Origin of the sequence: Plantactinospora veratri (genome assembly GCF_036421995.1) — a bacterium.
Lineage (GTDB): Bacteria > Actinomycetota > Actinomycetes > Mycobacteriales > Micromonosporaceae > Plantactinospora > Plantactinospora veratri.
The window spans coordinates 335474-353170 of record NZ_JAZGQL010000001.1 but is presented as its reverse complement, the minus strand read 5'-3'; the positions used below and the strand labels follow the sequence as shown (position 1 = coordinate 353170).

At 71.0% G+C, this 17697-nt stretch carries 19 protein-coding genes and 1 tRNA gene; 9 read left to right on the top strand and 11 right to left on the bottom strand.

Annotated features, from left to right (window positions below):
* The first annotated feature begins 190 nt into the window (after window positions 1-190).
* The gene (locus V1634_RS01610; RefSeq protein WP_331205910.1) at window positions 191-703 is read left to right on the top strand and encodes a SigE family RNA polymerase sigma factor; all 513 of its coding nucleotides are present in this window, start codon (window positions 191-193) and stop codon (window positions 701-703) included.
* A gap of 9 nt (window positions 704-712) precedes the next feature.
* Window positions 713-2035 carry a hypothetical protein gene (locus V1634_RS01605; RefSeq protein ID WP_331205909.1) on the top strand — a complete coding sequence of 441 codons (1323 nt, stop codon included), beginning with the start codon at window positions 713-715 and terminating at the stop codon, window positions 2033-2035.
* Between the two features lie 260 nt (window positions 2036-2295).
* Here V1634_RS01605 and V1634_RS01600 read toward each other — a convergent pair whose 3' ends face one another.
* On the bottom strand, window positions 2296-2589 hold the full coding sequence (locus V1634_RS01600) for a hypothetical protein (protein ID WP_331205908.1): 294 nt from the start codon (window positions 2587-2589) through the stop codon (window positions 2296-2298).
* Window positions 2590-3101: 512 nt separating this feature from the next.
* Between V1634_RS01600 and V1634_RS01595 the strand changes: the two genes are divergently transcribed.
* From V1634_RS01595 to V1634_RS01585, 3 genes are all read left to right on the top strand, one after another.
* Entirely contained in the window at window positions 3102-3326 is a 225-nt protein-coding gene (locus tag V1634_RS01595; protein WP_331205907.1) for a hypothetical protein, read from the top strand.
* 214 nt (window positions 3327-3540) lie between these two features.
* Window positions 3541-3744, top strand: coding sequence for a cold-shock protein (locus V1634_RS01590; RefSeq protein ID WP_331205906.1), 204 nt, complete (start codon window positions 3541-3543; stop codon window positions 3742-3744).
* 681 nt (window positions 3745-4425) lie between these two features.
* Window positions 4426-5043 carry a GNAT family N-acetyltransferase gene (locus V1634_RS01585; RefSeq protein WP_331205905.1) on the top strand — a complete coding sequence of 206 codons (618 nt, stop codon included), beginning with the start codon at window positions 4426-4428 and terminating at the stop codon, window positions 5041-5043.
* 53 nt (window positions 5044-5096) lie between these two features.
* Here V1634_RS01585 and V1634_RS01580 read toward each other — a convergent pair whose 3' ends face one another.
* Window positions 5097-5729 carry a TetR/AcrR family transcriptional regulator gene (locus V1634_RS01580; protein WP_331205904.1) on the bottom strand — a complete coding sequence of 211 codons (633 nt, stop codon included), beginning with the start codon at window positions 5727-5729 and terminating at the stop codon, window positions 5097-5099.
* A 139-nt stretch (window positions 5730-5868) separates the two neighbouring features.
* Between V1634_RS01580 and V1634_RS01575 the strand changes: the two genes are divergently transcribed.
* Window positions 5869-6993, top strand: coding sequence for an FAD-dependent oxidoreductase (locus V1634_RS01575; RefSeq protein ID WP_331205903.1), 1125 nt, complete (start codon window positions 5869-5871; stop codon window positions 6991-6993).
* A gap of 172 nt (window positions 6994-7165) precedes the next feature.
* On the opposite strand, the gene V1634_RS01570 is transcribed toward V1634_RS01575, so the two are convergent.
* Both V1634_RS01570 and V1634_RS01565 read right to left on the bottom strand, forming a co-directional pair.
* Window positions 7166-7241 (bottom strand) — tRNA-Arg (locus V1634_RS01570).
* A 259-nt stretch (window positions 7242-7500) separates the two neighbouring features.
* Window positions 7501-8436, bottom strand: coding sequence for an oxidoreductase (locus V1634_RS01565; protein WP_331206105.1), 936 nt, complete (start codon window positions 8434-8436; stop codon window positions 7501-7503).
* Between the two features lie 107 nt (window positions 8437-8543).
* On the opposite strand from V1634_RS01565, the gene V1634_RS01560 reads away from it, so the two are divergent.
* Window positions 8544-9002: a MerR family transcriptional regulator gene (locus V1634_RS01560; RefSeq protein WP_331205902.1), complete on the top strand. Its 459-nt coding sequence runs from the start codon at window positions 8544-8546 to the stop codon at window positions 9000-9002.
* A 43-nt stretch (window positions 9003-9045) separates the two neighbouring features.
* On the opposite strand, the gene V1634_RS01555 is transcribed toward V1634_RS01560, so the two are convergent.
* The 7 genes from V1634_RS01555 to V1634_RS01525 all read right to left on the bottom strand — a co-directional run bounded on the left by V1634_RS01555 (window position 9046) and on the right by V1634_RS01525 (window position 15405).
* On the bottom strand, window positions 9046-9720 hold the full coding sequence (locus tag V1634_RS01555) for a response regulator transcription factor (RefSeq protein ID WP_331205901.1): 675 nt from the start codon (window positions 9718-9720) through the stop codon (window positions 9046-9048).
* Window positions 9717-11033 (bottom strand): sensor histidine kinase, encoded by a 1317-nt coding sequence (locus V1634_RS01550; RefSeq protein ID WP_331205900.1) that lies wholly within the window; start codon window positions 11031-11033, stop codon window positions 9717-9719. The genes V1634_RS01555 and V1634_RS01550 overlap by 4 nt, the downstream gene beginning before the upstream one ends.
* A 6-nt stretch (window positions 11034-11039) precedes the next feature.
* The gene (locus tag V1634_RS01545; RefSeq protein ID WP_331205899.1) at window positions 11040-12629 is read right to left on the bottom strand and encodes a multicopper oxidase family protein; all 1590 of its coding nucleotides are present in this window, start codon (window positions 12627-12629) and stop codon (window positions 11040-11042) included.
* Complete coding sequence (locus V1634_RS01540) at window positions 12626-12832, bottom strand: hypothetical protein (RefSeq protein WP_331205898.1); 207 nt, start codon at window positions 12830-12832, stop codon at window positions 12626-12628. Before V1634_RS01540 ends, V1634_RS01545 begins: the two co-directional genes overlap by 4 nt.
* 127 nt (window positions 12833-12959) lie before the next feature.
* Window positions 12960-13718, bottom strand: a complete 759-nt coding sequence (locus V1634_RS01535) for an SRPBCC family protein (RefSeq protein WP_331205897.1) — start codon at window positions 13716-13718, stop codon at window positions 12960-12962.
* A 125-nt stretch (window positions 13719-13843) separates the two neighbouring features.
* Window positions 13844-14452: an ArsR/SmtB family transcription factor gene (locus V1634_RS01530; RefSeq protein ID WP_331205896.1), complete on the bottom strand. Its 609-nt coding sequence runs from the start codon at window positions 14450-14452 to the stop codon at window positions 13844-13846.
* Window positions 14453-14532: 80 nt separating this feature from the next.
* Window positions 14533-15405 carry an NAD-dependent epimerase/dehydratase family protein gene (locus tag V1634_RS01525; protein WP_331205895.1) on the bottom strand — a complete coding sequence of 291 codons (873 nt, stop codon included), beginning with the start codon at window positions 15403-15405 and terminating at the stop codon, window positions 14533-14535.
* Between the two features lie 177 nt (window positions 15406-15582).
* On the opposite strand from V1634_RS01525, the gene V1634_RS01520 reads away from it, so the two are divergent.
* Both V1634_RS01520 and V1634_RS01515 read left to right on the top strand, forming a co-directional pair.
* Complete coding sequence (locus V1634_RS01520; protein WP_331205894.1) at window positions 15583-15939, top strand: YciI family protein; 357 nt, start codon at window positions 15583-15585, stop codon at window positions 15937-15939.
* A gap of 88 nt (window positions 15940-16027) precedes the next feature.
* Entirely contained in the window at window positions 16028-17341 is a 1314-nt protein-coding gene (locus V1634_RS01515; RefSeq protein ID WP_331205893.1) for an RNA polymerase sigma factor, read from the top strand.
* Window positions 17342-17697: the final 356 nt, after the last annotated feature.

Here is a 17697-nt window from a genome sequence, read left to right as displayed (position 1 = left end):
TGGCGCCTGCGCCTGCGCAGCCACACACCATCCATCGAGAGATTCACGTCCCTTAGAAGGGTTCGGACCGTCGCGGGGTTGCCCGGCCGGGTGGATGCGGAAAATCACCCGGGCATATTCGTCGGCCGGACAACCGGGTGGCCATCCGCACCCGTCTGAGGGGGGATGACCCAACGGAGGGGAACGGACGATGCGGGATGCCTCGGAGCGGGAGTACGTCGACTACGTCACGGGGCGGATTCCCGCGCTGCGACGGCTGGCGTACCTCCTGGTCGGAGACGAGCACCGCGCTGACGACCTGGTCCAGCAGACCATCACCACGCTGTACGTGAAGTGGAAGCGCGCGCAGGCGGCCGACCATCTCGACGCGTACGTCCGGACCATGCTGGTGCGGACGTACCTGGACGAACGGCGGCTGGCCTGGGCCCGGGTCCGGCTGTTCCAGAAGGTGCCGGAGCCCGAGCCGGCGCAGGAGCACGGCATCGAGGACCGTCAGGTCATCCGGGCGGAGCTGGCCCGGGTGCCCCGCCGGCAGCGGGCCGTACTGGTGCTGCGGTTCTTCTACGACCTGCCGGTCGACGAGGTGGCCAGAATGCTCGGCTGCTCGTCCGGCACCGTCAAGAGCCAGACCTCCCGAGGGTTGGCGACGCTGCGACGCCTGCTCGACGAGCGGGGGTTCGTACGTCATCCCGCCCTGAACTGAGGAGTCGACATGTCGAACGATACTGACCTGCTGATGTCGCTGGACGGGGAGCCGCCGGGTCCGTCCAGCGTGGACGTCCGGCGTGCGATCGCCGACGGGCGGCGGCGCCGCCGTGTCCGTCGCGGCATCGGGTACACCGGTGCCGCCGCGGTGACCGCGCTCGCCCTCGCCGGTGCGTCCGTCGCGACGGGAGCGCTCCGGCACTCCCCCGCGGCACAGACCACGGCGACCGGTACCTCCGGCACCGCTGTCGCCGCCCCGTACGCGGCTCCCGGCACCGCCGGCTGGAGCGTACCGGCGGCAACCCCGCCCGGCAGTTGCACGCTCGACCGGCTACCCACGCCGGACAACGCCCCGGCGGCACTGGTCTCCGGCGCCGACCCCACCGGCCGGTACCTCGTCGGACGCTCGTATCCGGGGGCCGGCGGCTACCAGGCGGTCATCTGGCACGACGGCAGGGCCGACAAGGTGATGCTCCCCGGCGACCTGGAAGAGTCGTTGCAGGACGTCAACTCGACGGGCACGGCGGTCGGCTGGAGCTTCGCGGGTGACGGCGAGGCGGACACCGGCCCGGTCCCGTACGTCTACCACGACGGCAAGGTGTCCAAGCTGCCCGGCGTACGGCGCGGGTCGGCCTACGCGATCAACAACGCCGGAGCAATCGCCGGCGACGACTCCAGCGACGCCGCGCTGGTCTGGCCATCGGCGACCGCCGAGCCGAGCCGGCTGCCGCTGCCGCCCGGCGCGTCGAAGGCGACGGCCCGGGACATCGACGAGGACGGCACGGTGGTGGGCACCATGTCGGTGGCCGGGACAGCTGCGCCGTCTGCGGCGGGGATCGCGCCGGTCGTACCGTACGTCTGGTTCCCGGACGGCACCCACCGCCCGCTGCCGATGCCGACCCTCGACGGCAAGCCGGCGGTGAGCGCGAGCGTTTTCAGTGTCCGCAACGGCTGGGCGGCCGGCGTGGCGAGCGTCGAGACAGCGGCGATCGGGTTGCAGGGTGCCGGCGACACCGGCGACACCGGCGAGGCAGGCGTGGCTCGGGCGGTCCGGTGGAACGTCCGCACCGGCGAGGTGCGGGTCTTCGCCGAACTGCGCTTCGGAGCCGAGACGACGAACGCGCACGGCTGGCAGGTCGGCACGAACCGGCAGGGCCGTGCGGTACTCCGCACCGACACCGCCACGGTGGTCCTGCCGGACCTCGCCGGCCAACCGCCGGGCGGGCTCGCCACCATCGCGAGCACGTTGAGCGACGACGGGCGGGTCATCGCCGGACAGTCGGACGATGCGAAGGGCAAGATCCAGGCTGTGGTGTGGCGTTGCCGGTGACGGGACCTGGATAGCGGTGGTGGACCGGGCTCCGCCACGTACCGGTCGGGAGGTCGGGGATCGGGGCGTCACCGTTGTCGGCGCCCCGATCCGCTGGCCGGCGACAGGTAGGTGACCTGGTGCGTACGCGAATCACCGGCACCGTGTCGGGCCCTCCGGCCCGGTCAGGTAGGCCGTACGCCGGCAGATGCGTCGCGGAAGGCCGGGCGGTAGACGCGTGGCAGCGATTCGTGGCGCAACGGACCTTCTGACCGGGGCAGCTACCGTGACCGCAGGGGCGCGAGCTGCACGGTCCAGGTCCGGGCTGTCCCGACAACCGAAATGGCCCGGCAGAGAAGGTCGCAGCCAAGCTGCGGACTTCCTTCCGCGAAGCCGCGGTTGATGAAGCTGATCGCTCTCGGGTGGTCACCCGCTTCGAGAGCATCCTCGAGCCCGGCGGCCAGGACCCCGGCGAGCACGGCGTGAAAACTGTCTGCCCCTTTTTCCCGGAGGGTCTTGGTGGGCTGGCGCAAGGGTGCCGGCGAGACCGCGGGCGGGGCTAACACGAAGGTCATGTCCTTCTCCTGTGGTGTGGGTGTTGCTCGTTCGGCCAGGCAGGTCGGCGCCCACCTGCCGCAGTCGCGCCGCAAGCCCCGGGCAGGATCACTGACGGACGCCGGAGCGTTGTGCCTGGACCGAGGGTCTTCCGAAGGGCCGCCCGAAGGGGATGACCAGCCACTGGACGCGCGGCATGTCTTCGCGCACGACGATTTGCCGCACGCCGTCGCTGGTCGCCGCCGGCAACGGACGCGGCGTTGCCCGTCAGCACACTGAAGTGTCGATGGCGATCGGATGGTCTGCCAACGCTCGGCCCTCAAACCTGGAGGTTGTCCCGTGGACACTGCCGAGACCTGGGCAGCACGCCCGGTAGGCGCTGGCCCGCCAACGATGTTGACGGACTGATCCACCACCCATCCTACCCGCACCACCCGCGGCGGTGCCGCCGCCAGCTCGGGGGCTGAATCCCGGCGAAGGTGGCTCCCCTCGGCACTGCCCCTGGCTTCCCCACTCGACTAGCTTCTAGGACATGGCAACCACGGTGCTACGCGTCCGGCTCATCGGCGGCGACCGCATGGACATCACGTACGACAAACCGGAGGTCTCCGACGAGGACGAGCTGGTGGAACACGCGATCTCGACCCTGGCGCAGGATTCGGGAGTGCTGCACACGACACACGGTGATCGGCTCGTCGTACTCTACGGCCGAGGCGTCGCAGCGATCGAGGTTGCGCCTCGCGGCGCGGTGCTGTGAGCGAGCCGCGCGCATGGGTCCGGCGGCGAGGGAGAGATTGTGTGCTATGGTTACCCGGTTGCAGTTTTGATTTCCGTAGACGTTTCGGCGCCTGATGGGTTATCCAAACCCATCGGGCGCTTTTCGTTTTCGTGTCGTTTCCGACGCGGGTGATCAACGCGGCGGCGTGCGAGTCCGCACAGTGCGGTCTCCAACAGCCTGCGAAGGAGCAGACATGGCTACAGGTACCGTGAAGTGGTTCAACGGCGACAAGGGCTTCGGCTTCATCAGCCAGGACGACGGCGGCGCCGACGTTTTCGCCCATTTCTCGGCGATCTCGGCGAGCGGCTTCCGCAGCCTTGAGGAGAACCAGCGGGTGGAGTTCGACATCACCCAGGGGCCGAAGGGCCTGCAGGCGACGGATATCCGTTCGCTCTGATCCACGCTTCGACCGCGGCGGCCCGACTGGTTCAGCGGGCCACCGTTCGGCGTTTCAGCCCGATCATTTGTCCAGGTTCGTTCTTGCGATGTCCCGTGGCCTGCGGCCCCTGCCTTCGTTGCGACGTGCCGTTCGAGGAAGGCATCGCACAACCGTGATCACCACGTCACCGCGCACACCCAACACACACCCGAGGCCGGTCTCCGGCGGATTCAGCGACGACCGGCACCCGGTTGCCGGCGTCCCGCGTTTCCCGGGCCCGACCCCTGCTGTCGCCTACGGCGCGGCACAGTTTCTCGCTCCGTCCACCGCAGCGGAAGAGAAGCCCGCGCCTCGGGTATCCGACTGCGGTGAGGTGGCGATGCGTCGATTGCGCCACCCGTTCACCATCACCGCCGACGCGACGCCACATCGAACGACTGCGGCGATGGCCACCCAGGTAGGGTGAATTCAGAACCAACCAGCCGGCGGTAAGCGCAGTCATTGCCGACCTGCAACCACAGGCGGAATCTCGTTCCCCCAGTGTCTTCTGGTCGCACCAGCCGTGTCGGCAGGAAGACAAGCCACGGACGGTCAGACGCAATTTGTTGCGATCGGTGGACGCTTGTCGCGATCGGTGGACGCGCGTGACCTACGTTAAATCGGGTCGCGTTGCTGGCCACATGATGGAATCGTTGCCGCGTGCCTCAACCGATCTTGCGCACCGACCGCCTGCTGCTGGTCCCCCTTGTCGACCGGCATCTCGAGCTGGAGATCCAGCTCGACTCCGACCCGGAGGTGCTTCGCTACCTCGGTGGCCGGGCGCGCTCCAGGGACGAGGTGGTCGCGTCCCACGCGCAGAGGATGGCGCTGGCACGCAAGGTGGACGGCTTGGGATTTTGGATGGCGTTCGGGTCTGACGGCGGCGCGCGTGACTCCACGTCGCCGACAGGTGAGGACGAGGGCGATTTCGTCGGACTCATGATGCTTCCACCGGCGCACGGCCCCGACCAACCCGACGACCCGACCGTTGCCGACCTGGGCTACCGCCTCGTCCGCCGGTACTGGCGGAAAGGGCTGGCCAGCGAGGCATCCCGCGCCTTGCTGCGGCACGCCTTCGACGTCGTCGGGCAGCACCGGGTGATCGCGCAGACCATGACCGTGAACGTCGGGTCCCAAGGCGTGATGAACGCCGTCGGTATGCGCTACGTCCGCACCTACTTCCCCACCTGGGATGCCCCGCCACCGGGAGCCGACCTCGGCGAGGTCGAGTACGAGATGACCCGGGCGATGTGGGAGGAGCTTCGCGGCGCCTGCTGAGGCAGGGATGCGTGGCCACGGAGTGGAGTAGCAGCCCCTGAGCGAATCCGGGGTCATAGCCGAGCTATGGGTCGGGGTGCGGCCGAGATGCCGTGTTCGATCGCGTCGAACGCTTGGTTCAATCGTTGTCGATGGGCCGTCGCGATGTCGGCGAGGTCATCGCCGGCGAGCCGGCGTCGGACGGTCGCGACGGCGACGACGCGGTAGGCGGCGACCACGAGCGCGGCGATGAGCGCGCTGTCCCCGGAGAAGCGCTTGTCGGATTCGAGTTCCTCGGCCAGCGCCGCCTCGATCTCGTGCTCGAACACGCGAAGGCGTGCGATCACCGTCGGCGCCTCCATGACGACCCGCATGAACGGTTCGATCCCCTCCTCCAGCACGGACAGGCCGTGCCGTTCCTCGGTGAGGGCGAGGAGGGTCCGACGGATCGCTTCGACAGGGCCGACATCGTCCGCCCGCTCGCGGACGGTGGCCCGCGCGATCTCGACCACGTCGGGAAGACGGTCGAGCAGAAGGTCCTCTTTCCGATCGAAGTGTGTGAGAACGGTCATCTTCGACACCCCCGCCGCGCGGGCGACCTCGACCAGCGTGACGTTGTCGAAGCCACGATCCAGGAACAGCCCGGTCGCGACGTCAGCGATGTGCGCCCGGGTCTTCGACCCACCACGGTCACCTCGATTGGGCATGTGCAGCGACTCCTCGACGTGTTAACTTTACTGGGTAAGCTTACCTGGTAAAGAGACCGGGTAAGCTTCGTGAAGAGACTAAGGGGTACGCCTCGACCCGGCGTCCGTCGTCGCGCGCGCTTGACCCTGGAGGTGCACCATGTCCACTCCCGTCACGATCATCGGCGCCGGCCTCGGCGGCCTCATGCTGGCCCGCGTCCTGCACGTTCACGGCATCCCGGCAACGGTCTACGAGGGAGAGACTTCCCCGACCTCGCGCACCCAGGGCGGCTTGCTCGACATCCACGACTACAACGGCCAACTGGCTCTGCAGGAGGCCGGCCTGATCGAGGAGTTCCGCAGTCTCGTCCTGGCGGGCCGCCAGGCGAGCCGGTTCCTCCTCCCCGACGGGACCGTCCTGGCCGACCAGCCCGACGACGGCACGGGCGGGCGCCCCGAGATCCTCCGCGGCGACCTGCGCCGGATCCTGCTCGACTCCCTCCCTGCCGGCAGCGTCAAGTGGGGCAACCGGGTCAGCGGCGTGGCTCCCCTCGGCGAAGGCCGCCATGAGGTGACCTTCGATGACGGCACCACAATTGTCACCAGCCTGCTGGTCGGCGCGGACGGCGCCTGGTCACGGGTCCGGTCGCTGTTGTCCGACGCCACCCCCGAGTACACCGGCATGTCGGCCATCGAAACCCACCTGTTCGACAGCGAGCGCCGGCACCCGACCACCGCGAAGGCGGTCGGCCAGGGAGCGATGTACGCCCTCGCGCCGGGAAAGGGCCTTCTGGCGCACCGCGAGAGGGGCGGCACCCTGCACAACTACGTGTTCGTCACCGCGCCGCAGTCCTGGTTCGCCACCATCGACTTCACCGATGCCGCCGCAGCCGCCGCACGGATCGCGCAGGAGTTCGAGGGGTGGGCCCCCGAGCTCACCGCGCTGATCACCCACAGCGACACTCCGCCGGTCCTGCGCCCCCTCTACACCCTGCCGATCGGACACCGGTGGGATCGGGTGCCGGGAGTGACCCTGCTCGGCGACGCCGCCCACCTCACGGCCCCGAACGGCGAGGGCGCCAACCTGACCATGTACGACGGCTCCGAACTCGCCAAGGCAATCGCCGCCCACCCCGACGACGTCGAAGCCGCCATCGCCGCCTACGAGCAGGCCATGTTTCCGCGCAGCACCGAGGCTGCCGCCGAAGGCACCGAAGGTCACAAGCTCCTGTTCGGCGAGGGCACGCCCTACGTCATGCTCGGCCTCGACCCAGACGACAAGTAGACCTCACGGGTGCCGTAGCCGCAGGGAGACGATGGTCAGTACCCCGGCCAGCCGCCGTGCGGTGGTGGGGTCGAAATGCTGATGTCCTGGACCGTCGTCGCCGCAGACAACCCAGCCGATGCGATCGTCTAGGTGCTTGCGGGGGGTTCGGGGGCAACTCAGGGCCCCGTGCTGGTGCCCCCGGCAGGATTCGAACCTGCGACACACGGTTTAGGAAACCGTTGCTCTATCCCCTGAGCTACGAGGGCGGGCGACGCCAGGCGACCTGGCGGCGGCTGTCAGCGTACCGCAGGGAGCTTGCACCCGATCAACACTGGCCGTGCCGTCGACGACCCCGTCCACGTCGGGTACGCCACGCCAGGCGTACCCGACATCAAGCGGTCCGGACAGGCGAGGGTCGCCCGAGGGGCAGGCGGACAAGTCTCCGATGATGCGCCGGACGATCCGCGCACCCCTGAGCCACCGCCTGCCCACCGGTACGGAGCGAGCCCTCAAGATGCGCCAAGGTCAAGACCGGGTCCCGAACGCGTCGACGCCGGTCAACTCGGCCGACAGTACCCACAACCGCGCCGCCCCGTCCGCGTCCAGCTCCTGGTCGACGACGGCACAGTCCTCGCAGTACCGCCCGCCGGTTCCGGCGAGCCGGGGGGAGGTGGCCGCCCAGACCTGGGTCGCCGCTCCCTGCTCCGGTGTCTTGAATTCGGCGTCCAACAGGTTGCCGTCCTTGTCCACCCACCCGGCGGTGACCATCTCCTGCCGGCTCAGGTGCCGCTGGAGCGGGGTGAGGATGTGACCGGGGTGCACCGAGAACGCCCGTACCCCCACCTCCCGGCCGAGCGTGTCGAGCCGTTCCGCGAACAGCACGTTCGCCCGCTTCGCCTGGGCGTATGCCTGCCACTTGTCGTAGCCCCGGCTGAAGTGCGGATCGGACCAGCGGATCGCCGCCGGGTGCTGGGCCCGTGAGGTGAGCACCACGACCCGGGCTCCCCCACCCCGCCTGATCGCCGGCCACAAATGGTTGACCAGCGCGTAGTGCCCGAGGTGGTTGACGCCGAACTGCGCCTCCCAGCCCGGGCCGACCCGGGTCTCGGGGCAGGCCATGATGCCGGCGTTGTTCATCATGATGTCGATGCCCCTGCCGGAGGCCAGGAACCGGTCCGCGAAGGCCCGTACGCTGCCCAGGTCGGCCAGGTCGAGTTCGTCCACCTCCACCCCGTCGATCCCGGTCAGCGCGGCGCGGGCCACCGCCGGTCGCCGCGCGGGTACGACCACCTGGGCACCCGCGCGGGCGAGCGCGGCCGTCGCCTCCCGGCCGAGTCCGGAGTACCCGCCGGTGACGAGCGCGAGCCGGCCGGAGAGGTCGATCCCCCGCACCACCTCCTCGGCGGTACTCCGCGCACCAAACTCGGCCGTCCCCCCAGCTCCTATCCTGGCCCCGATCACGCCCCGGACATCGAAACCTTGATGCCAATTGCCTGCTGTCACTGCCATGCGAGCGAAGCTATTCGCTAGACCGTGGTCTAGGTCAACGCGCGCGTATGCTCCGGGCCATGCTCGACACTCCTGTGGAATTCAGCATCGGGCAGGTGGCCGAACGCACCGGCCTGAGCGTGCACACCCTCCGGCTGTACGAGCGGGAAGGGCTGCTGGCCTCGCGGCCACGCCGTAGCAGCGGCGGCCGTCGCGTCTACAGCGAATGGGACGTGCAGTGGCTCGACAACTGTACGAAGTTCCGGGCCTCCGGAATGCCGCTGGCCACGATCCGCCGACTCGCCGAACTGGTCGGCGAGGGCCCGGGCAACGAGGCCGAGCGCCTCGAACTGCTCCGGGCGCACCGGCAGCGGGTACTGAACCGGATCGCCGAACTCCACGACTGCCTCGAACTGATCAGCAACAAGGTCAGCGCCTACGAGGAGGCCGTCCGGCAGGGCAACGCCGACCGCCTCTGGGTCACCCCGTCGACCGGCCCTGACACCGCCCCGGCCCCCGACGCCGACGGACGCCGGTGACCCCACCGGCCCGGGACGCCGGCAAACCCACATCGACGGCGACTCAGCCGGCGGCTCCGCCGGGCGCGACCAGCCCCGACTCGTACGCCAGCATCACCAGCTGGGCGCGGTCCCGGACACCCAGCTTGGTGATGGTCCGGCTGACGTGGGTCTTCGCGGTCAGCGGGCTCATCCGCAGCGTCCGGCCGATCTCGGCGTTGCTCAGCCCGCCCGCCACCAGTACCAGCACCTCGCGTTCCCGCTCGGTCAACCCGGCGAGCCGCTCCGCCGCATCCGCAGGCGGTCCTGGCCGCCGGCCGAACTCCTCGATCACCCGCCGGGTCACGCTCGGGCTCAGCAGCGCCTCGCCGGCCGCGACGACCCGGACCGCGTGACACAGCTCCTCCCGGTTGACAGTTTTGGCCAGGAAGCCGCTCGCCCCGGCCTGCAACGCGGAGAAGATGTACTCGTCGATCTCGTACGTGGTCAGCACGATGATCCGTACCCCGGCGGTGGCCGGATCCGCGGTGATCCGCGCGGTGGCGGTCAGACCGTCCAGCCCCGGCATGCGGATGTCCAGCAGCGCGACGTCCGGTCGGATCTGCCGGACCAGTCTCAGCGCCTCCGCACCGTCGGCAGCCTCCGCCACCACCTCGATGTCGCCGTCCAGGCCGAGCAGGCCACGCAGTCCCGCCCGGACGAGCGGCTGGTCGTCGGCGAGCAGCACCCGGATCGTCATCGTCGCATCCCGCCCGGCTCCCCGGTCGCCCCCGCCACCCGCTCGGAGTCGACCCCCGCCACCCGCACCGGCTTGACCTCCGCCGCCCGGTCCGGGTCGACCATCCGGCTCCGACCGTCAGCATCGACCGACGTCCCGCCGCCGGTGGCGGCGACCGTCCGGGGCAACCAGGCGCTGACCGCGTACCCGCCGTCGGGCAGCGGACCGGCGTGCAGGGTGCCGCCCAGTCCGGTCGCCCGTTCCCGCATCCCGGTCAGGCCGTGTCCGACGGTGGGTGCCGATGCGGAACCACCGCCGGTGCCGTCGAAACCGACGTCCGAGCCGGTGCCGTCGTCGCGGATGTCGAGGCCGACGCCGTCCGGGGCGTACCGGAGGGTCAACGTCACCGAGCGGGCGTCCGCGTGCCGTAGCACGTTGGTGACGGACTCCTGGGCGATCCGGTACAGGGTCAGCCCGACCGTCGGCGGCAGCGGCCGGGGCTCCCCCTCGCGCTCGAACGCCGTGGTCAGGCCGGCCTCGGCCGCCCGTTCGAGCAGCGTGCCGAGCTGCGTCTCGTCCGGCGGGGAGCGCAGCTCCGGCGCGGTCGCGGCGCCGGGCTCGCGCAGCAGGCGTACCGCCCGGTGCAGTTCGTCGATCGCGTCCACGTTGACCTGACGGGCGCCGTCCAGCAGGTCCCGTGCGGCGTCCGGGTCCCGCCCGAGGAGTTCCCGGGCCAGGTTGAGCTGGATCCCGACCACCGCGACGGTGTGCGCGGTGACGTCGTGCAGTTCGCGGGCGATCCGGATCCGTTCGGCGAGGACGAGCCGGGCCGACTCCCGGGCCCGCTCCGCCTGCTCGGCGGCAAGCCGGGCTTCGGCCTCCCCGGCGTACAGCTCGGCGGTGCGGAACGCGATGCCGGCGACCAGGGCCAGGGCCAGCATGGCGGCCTCCCGCAGTGCCCCGTCGAGCAGCCGGAGCGGTTCGACACCGGCATTCATCACCCAGCCGGTGGAGATCAGCAGGGTCGAGACTCCGACCGCCGCCCCGATCAACGGCTGCCCCGCCCGGGCGACCGTGTAGAGCGGGAGCAGCAGCGGCCAGATCGGCGAGACGCTGGGAAAGTCGGTCAGGTTGTAGCCCATGATGGCGACCAGCGAGAGCACCAGCACCAGCACCGGATGCCGGCGCCGGAACAGCAGTAGCCCGCCGGTCGTCACCCCGAGGGCGGCGGCGGCGACCGTGGAGTCCCGGCTGGACGGCTCACCGGCCACCTCGGTCGCGAGCGTGATGGCGACGGCGCTGACCAGCGCGAGCAGCACGTCCAACCGGCGCATCGGACCTCACTTCCCGTGCCCCGGATGTGTGCCGGCGAGGTCGGCCGGCACCCGGGGTTCGTCCCGGGCCGAGACGACGATGAATTGTCCCATCATGCCGGCGTCCTCGTGGGCGAGCAGATGGCAGTGGAACATGTACGGCGCCCGTACGTCGGAATGCGCCAGGAAGCGTACGGCGAGCCGGACCCGGCCGCCCGGCGGCACGTACACGGTGTCCTTCTCCCCGGCCAGTTGCGGTGCCGGCGGCCGGCCGTCCACGTCGAGCAGGTGGAACGCCGCGCCGTGCACGTGGAAGTTGTGCGGGATCCCGCCGGTGTTGCCGATCTCCCAGGTCTCCACCGAACCGGCCCGGACCACCCGGTCGATCCGGGTCGGATCCATCACCCGCTCGTCGAACCGGAAGTCCCCCATCGTCATCCGGTACGGCTCGGCCCTGGTCGGCTCGGCCCTGGTCGGTGCGGGCACCGGCGGCGCGGCGGCCAGCCGGGGCGGCAGCGCGGGCGACGGCCGCAGGGCCGGGGCCGCGATGATCTTCAGCAGGTCGAAGGTGTCGGCACCGCCGGCCAGTCGCCGGATCAGCGCGTTGCCGCCCATCGGCGCCGGGAAGCCGCGCAGCAGCACCTCCTCCCCGGGGCGGAACCGGACGACGATCTCGGCGCGTTCACCCGGCGAGAGCATCAGCCGGCGCAGCGGCAGCGGCGCGTCCCGCAGCCCCGCGTCGGTGGCCACCAGCGAGAATTCCCGGTCGTCGGCGAACCCGACGGAGAAGACCCGGGCGTTGGCGCCGTTGAGCAGCCGGAACCTGACCAGCTCGGCGTCGACCGCCAGGTACGGGTCGTAGCCGCCGTTGACCAGGATCCGGTCGCCGAGCAGGCCGGTGATGGAGAACCCGCCGAACTCCAGCCCGGACTCGTCGAGCGTGCCGTCGTCGTGCAGCTTCCGGTCCTGGAGGATCAGCGGGATGTCGTCGACGCCGTACCGGCGGGGCAGCGGCAGCGCGTCGCTCTCGTCGTCGTCGACGAGAAACAGGCCGGCGACACCCCGGTAGACGTGCGCCGCCGTACGCCGGTGCAGGTGCGGGTGGTACCAGAGGGTCGCCGCCCGCTGCTCGACCGTCCAGTACGGCTGCCAGGTCCGGCCGGGTTGGATCGGCTGGTGCGGGCCGCCGTCCATCACCGCCGGCAGGTGCATGCCGTGCCAGTGCACCGAACTGGTCTCGGGCAGGTTGTTGGTCACGTCGACCGCTACCCGGTCACCGCGCCGGGCCCGCAGCGTCGGGCCGAGGATCGGCCCGTTCGCGCCCCAGGTGGTGGTGCTGGTGCCGGGGAGCAGTTCGGTGCGGCCGGCCGCCAGGGTGAGCCGGAACCGTTTGCGCCCGTCGGCGTCGGCGGTGGGCGGCAGCAGCGGTGGGATCGGCAGCCGGTTGCGGAACGACAGCGTACCGACGTTGCTTCGCCCGGACTCCGCCCAGAGGTAGCCGGCGTATCCGGCGGCCGGGGCGACGAGCAGGCCGGTGCCGGCGCCGAGCCAGCCGAGCACCTTCCGCCGGGTGGCCGTCAGCGCCGTCACCGCCGGCTCCGCCGTCACCGCCGTCACCGCCGGCTCCGCGGCCGCAGGCTCCGGAGCACGAGTACGACGCCGATGGCGATCACCCACCAGCCGAGCAGCGCCTCGGGCATCGGTACCAGACCGGGGTCGTCGAGCCAGACGTGCGGCGGGACGAAGAACCAGCCGAGGTTGAAGGTGAGCCCGACCAGTGCCACGACCAGCCCGACCCAGCGCAGACGTCGTTGTGCCATGCCCCGACGCTAGGTAACCGGTGTGCCGTGGCACGTCTGCCGATCGGAGTCGAAATCGGTACTCCACCCGGTGTACGACCCCGATCCGGTCTCCGGGGGTCGTACACCGGGTGTGGTCGGGATCAGGTCAGCGGATCGGAAGCTGGGCGGCCCAGTCCTGCCAGACCCGCTCGGCGTGGGCCTGGTCCACGTCGTCGGCGAAGATGTGGTGGCCGAGGACCAGCACGCTGCCCCGGTCGGTGCCGGAGTGCAGGAACCGGTAGAGCGCGTCGTCGGTGCGTACCCCGAAATAGGTGGGCAGGCCGGTGATGTCGACGACTCCCTCGATCGGCGGCAGTCCGTCGAGGGTGAGCCGGGCCGGTGCGCCCTCGGTGATCGCGCCGGTGATGCCGAACGCCCCCGCCACGGCCGCCCACACCTGGTCCGGCTCGCCGGCACCGGGCCGGAACGCGGCGACCTGGGTGCCGTGCCGGCCCGGGAAGTACCGCACGTACGCGGCCAGGGTGGCCAGGTACATGTCCCAGCCGTTCCGCATCGCCTCGTACTCGGTCTCCCAGTTGTCGCCGAGCACACCGCTCTGCACGAGGTGCAGCACCGTACTGCCCTGGTCACGCCCCTCGATCAGGTATTCGATCGCCATGAACGTGCCGTCCGGGCCGGGTTCGGTGCCGTACCCGAACCGCTTGCCGGGCTCCCAGGCCGTCACCGTCGACTCCTCGGTGTGACCGGCCATGGCGAACGTGTTCCGGCCGCCTTCGCGCGGGTCCACCTCGGTGTGGCCCATGAACCAGGAGTCGATGCCGGGGCCGGTGGCGATCGCCGCCCAGACCTGGTCCGGCGTCCCGGCCAGTTCGATTTCCTTGCGCAGCTCGAATTCGTGTCCCACGGTAGAAGTCTCCAATTCGCTGACGTGCGGAACCAGGCCGACCGTGCCGGCCTCGTCGGGATGTCTGTCCGGTGCGCGTCGCCGCAGCCCGCCAGCAGAGGTGCCAGCGCGGGCCGGTGGCACGGTCAACCGGTGGGTTCGGGGCTCTCCGGTTCGGCCGGGACGTGCGGGTGCAGTGCGACCACCACGCGGTGGTCGCGGCCGCCGGGTGCGGACTCGTCGTGGTATCTGCTGACGAGCCTGGTGACCGTCCCGGCCAGTTCCTCGGCGAAGGCGGCCCGGTCGGCCGCCGAGGCGAACCGCACCTGGGCGTCGATCGCGAAGGTGGCGACCCGCTTCTCGGCCCGGTCCGCGCCGGTGATCAGTGCACCGACGTCCTGGACGAGCCGGGCCGCGACCGCCAGCAGCCACCGCGCCGAGAGCCGGTCCGGGGACTGGCTCGGATTGGGCCGTACGGCGGAGAGCGCCACCGGGGAGATCACGTAGGACGCCGCGGTCGCCCGCATCACCCGCTCGGTGACGTTGCCCTTGCGGCGCTCCTCGACCAGCTCGATCAGGCCGTGCTGCTCAAGTGCCCGGAGATGGTAGTTGACCTTCTGCCGGGCCAGGCCGACCCGGGCGGCGAGCATCGTGGCCGAGGCCGGCTCGGCCAGCTCGGCCAGCAGCCGCGCCCGGATCGGGTCGAGCGACGCCTCGGCCGCCGCCGGATCCTCGATCACTGCGATGTCGAACATGCGGCAAGCCTGCCACCGACAAGTCTTCTTGTCAAGGAAAGTCGAACTGTCGGAGTGGCGCCCGTCGCCGGGCACCCCGGCTACCCGTCGTGGCGCCAGCCGAGCAGCCGCTCCGCCTTCGTACAGTCGAAGAAGCCCTGGTTCCCGTGCAGCTCGCCGCGGACCGGCACGTCCGGGTAGTGCTCGCGGCGCAGCTGTTCACTGGGGATGCCCGAGGTGGTCTCCGGGGCGACCACGTAGCAGACCTGGTGGCCGGTGAAGTCGGCGGTGAGCGCCAGCAGGCAGGCTCGGGCCGCCGGCCGGCCCAGGGTGTACCCCCACAGGTCGCGGACGGCCAGAGCCCAGTTCCCCGACCCGGGCTCGGTGCTCGGCCGGGTCGGTACCACCGCGTGCAGCCGCAGGCTGGCGATGCGCAGCTCCGCGTACCGGCGGGCGAAGCTGTCCGCCTGCGCCTCGCCGAGCCACTTCGACAGGCTGTAGGGGTCCTCGTTGTAGCTGGGGTGCCGCTCGTCCAGCGGGAAGTAGTCGAAGCGCGGCTTCCGGCTGTAGCCGCCGCCGACGGCGTTGACGCTGGAGGCCAGACAGACCCGGGTGATCCCGAGTTCGACGGCGGCCCGCAGCCCGTTGTAGCTGGCGGTGACGTTGACGTTGTGCACCACGTGGTCCGGCTCGTCCCACGGCTTCGGATACGCCGCCAGGTGCACCAGCGCCTCGCAGCCGTCCAGCGCCCGCAGCAGCGCCGGATAGTCGGTCACGTCGGCGGGCCGGCGTACCAGTTCGGGCGGCACACCGCTGCTGACGTACCGGGCCGACGGCCGGTCGATCTCCACCACCGTGTGCCCGTCGGCCAACGCGTGGTCGACCACGAACCGTCCGACCGTCCCGGCACCGCCGGTCACCGCAATCCGCATCCCGCCATTCTCCGCCCCGGGTACGCCCCGCCGCTCGGTCACGACCTCGCCACCGAACCGCTCGGGCAGGTCGGCGGGAAGTTGGTGCCGGGCTGTCGTTTCCGGCGGGCCCGTTCGTCGTCATGCTGTGCAGTAGTCCGCTGCCCTCCGATCCGGAGCGAGCCGCTGACACCGGCAGCCGGATCCAGGCGGAACGGAACGAAGACGGAGGAGATCGACGTGAAGTACATATTCCTGATCTACGGCGACCCGGCCCAGGAACCGACCGATCCAGAGGCGATCCAGGCGGAGATCGACACGTACTGGGCGTACGACAAACTGCTCGCCGACGCGGGCGCCATGCTCGCCAGCCAGGCGTTGCAGGGCACCGAGACCGCCACGACGGTGCAGGTCCGCGGGGAGGGCGAGCCGACCGTCACCGACGGACCGTTCGCCGAGACCCGGGAGATCCTCGGCGGCTACTACCTGGTCGACCTGCCGGATCTGGACGCCGCCATCGGCTGGGCCGCCCGCTGCCCCGGGGCCCTGCGCGGCAAGGTCGAGATTCGACCGGTCATGGAGTTCGAGCAGCCGTGACCGGCGCTACGACGGCGCCCGTGGCCGGGCGGTCCGGCGGCCGGCTCCGGCCGGGCGGCCCGGTCGACGGCGGTCAGGACGGCTAGCCGTGTCCGGTGGCGAGCGGCCGACCGCCGACATTCTGGAGCAGGTCTTCCGGGAGGAGCGCGGGCGACTGCTCGCCACCCTGGTCCGGCACTTCGGCGACCTCGACCTCGCCGAGGAGGTCTCCTCGGACGCGATCGAGGCGGCCCTGCTGCACTGGCCCGTGCAGGGTGTGCCGACCCGTCCGGCGGCCTGGCTGCTCACCACCGCCCGGCGTCGGGCCGTCGACCGGCTGCGCCGGGACCGCGCCTACGCGGCCCGGCTGGCCGTACTCCAGGCCGAGGCCGTCCGGCACGAGCCGGCCGCACCCCAGCCGGCCGACGGCGGCGACCTGCCGGACGAGCGGCTGGCGCTCTTCTTCACCTGCTGCCACCCGGCGCTGCCCGGCGAGACGCAGATCGCGTTGACCCTGCGCTGCCTGGCCGGACTCACCACCACCGAGGTGGCCCGGGCGTTCCTGGTCCCGGTGCCGACGATGGCCCAGCGAATCGGCCGGGCGAAGCGGAAGATCCGGGCCGCCCGGATCCCGTTCCGGGTGCCGGACGCCGCCGAACTGCCGGCCCGGCTCCCCAAGGTTCTCCGGGTGATCTACCTGATCTTCACCGAGGGGTACGCGGCGAGCAGCGGTCCCCAGCTCGTCCGGGCCGACCTGGCGGACGAGGCGATCCGGCTGGCCCGGCTGCTGCACCGGCTACTGCCCCGGCAACCGGAGGTGACCGGGCTGCTCGCCCTGCTGCTGCTGGTCGACGCCCGCCGGGCCGCCCGGTGCACCCCCGAGGGCGACCTCGTACTCCTCGACGAGCAGGACCGCACGCTCTGGGACCGTGACCGGATCGAGGAGGGCCGGCGGCTCGTGCCCGGCGCACTGACCAACCGCCCCGGCCCGTACGCGGTGCAGGCCGCGATCGCCGCGCTGCACAGCGAGGCCGCCGACGTGGCCGGTACGGACTGGCCGCAGGTGGTCGCGCTCTACGACGTACTGGCCCGGCTGGCGCCGTCACCGCTGGTGGAACTGAACCGGGCGGTGGCGGTGGCGTTCCGGGACGGTCCGGCCGCCGGGTTGCGGCTGCTCGACGCGCTCGACGAGCAGGGCCGGCTGGCCGGCTACCACCTGCTGCCGGCTGCCCGGGCGGACCTGCTGCGTCGGCTGGGTCGCGCCGGGGAGGCCGCTGCGGCGTACCGTCAGGCGCTCGACCTGGTTGGCAACGAACCGGAACGGGCGTTCCTGCGGCGGCGGCTCGCGGAGGTCGCCGCCGAAGCCGGTACGCCCGGGTCGTCGTCGGCAGGGCGGGAGAATTCCGCCGATCCGGACTCGTGAGATCGCCGCGATCCGGGCCCCATCCATCGTTATCGACGAATCCCACTCAGGACGGACGATGCCGGCGATGCGGCACGTTTGCCGAAAGGTTTCGGTCGTCCGGGCTTTGACCCGCGCCCACCCGACGCCGCTTTGCCTGATGCTCTTTACCAGGGACTATGCCTGGCCTGACCGGACTTCGGAATACCGGTGAAAGCTGTCCATATCCTTGCCTGCGCCGATACGGTCCGAGTGGGGGCGATTGAAGTTTCGGAATCTTTCCGTTAGCCTCGTGAATCGAGTTTTGTCGATACAACGGTAAGGTTGAGTGTCTCTGAACCCCCAGTCCCATGCCCATGACACGGGCTTACCCCGCT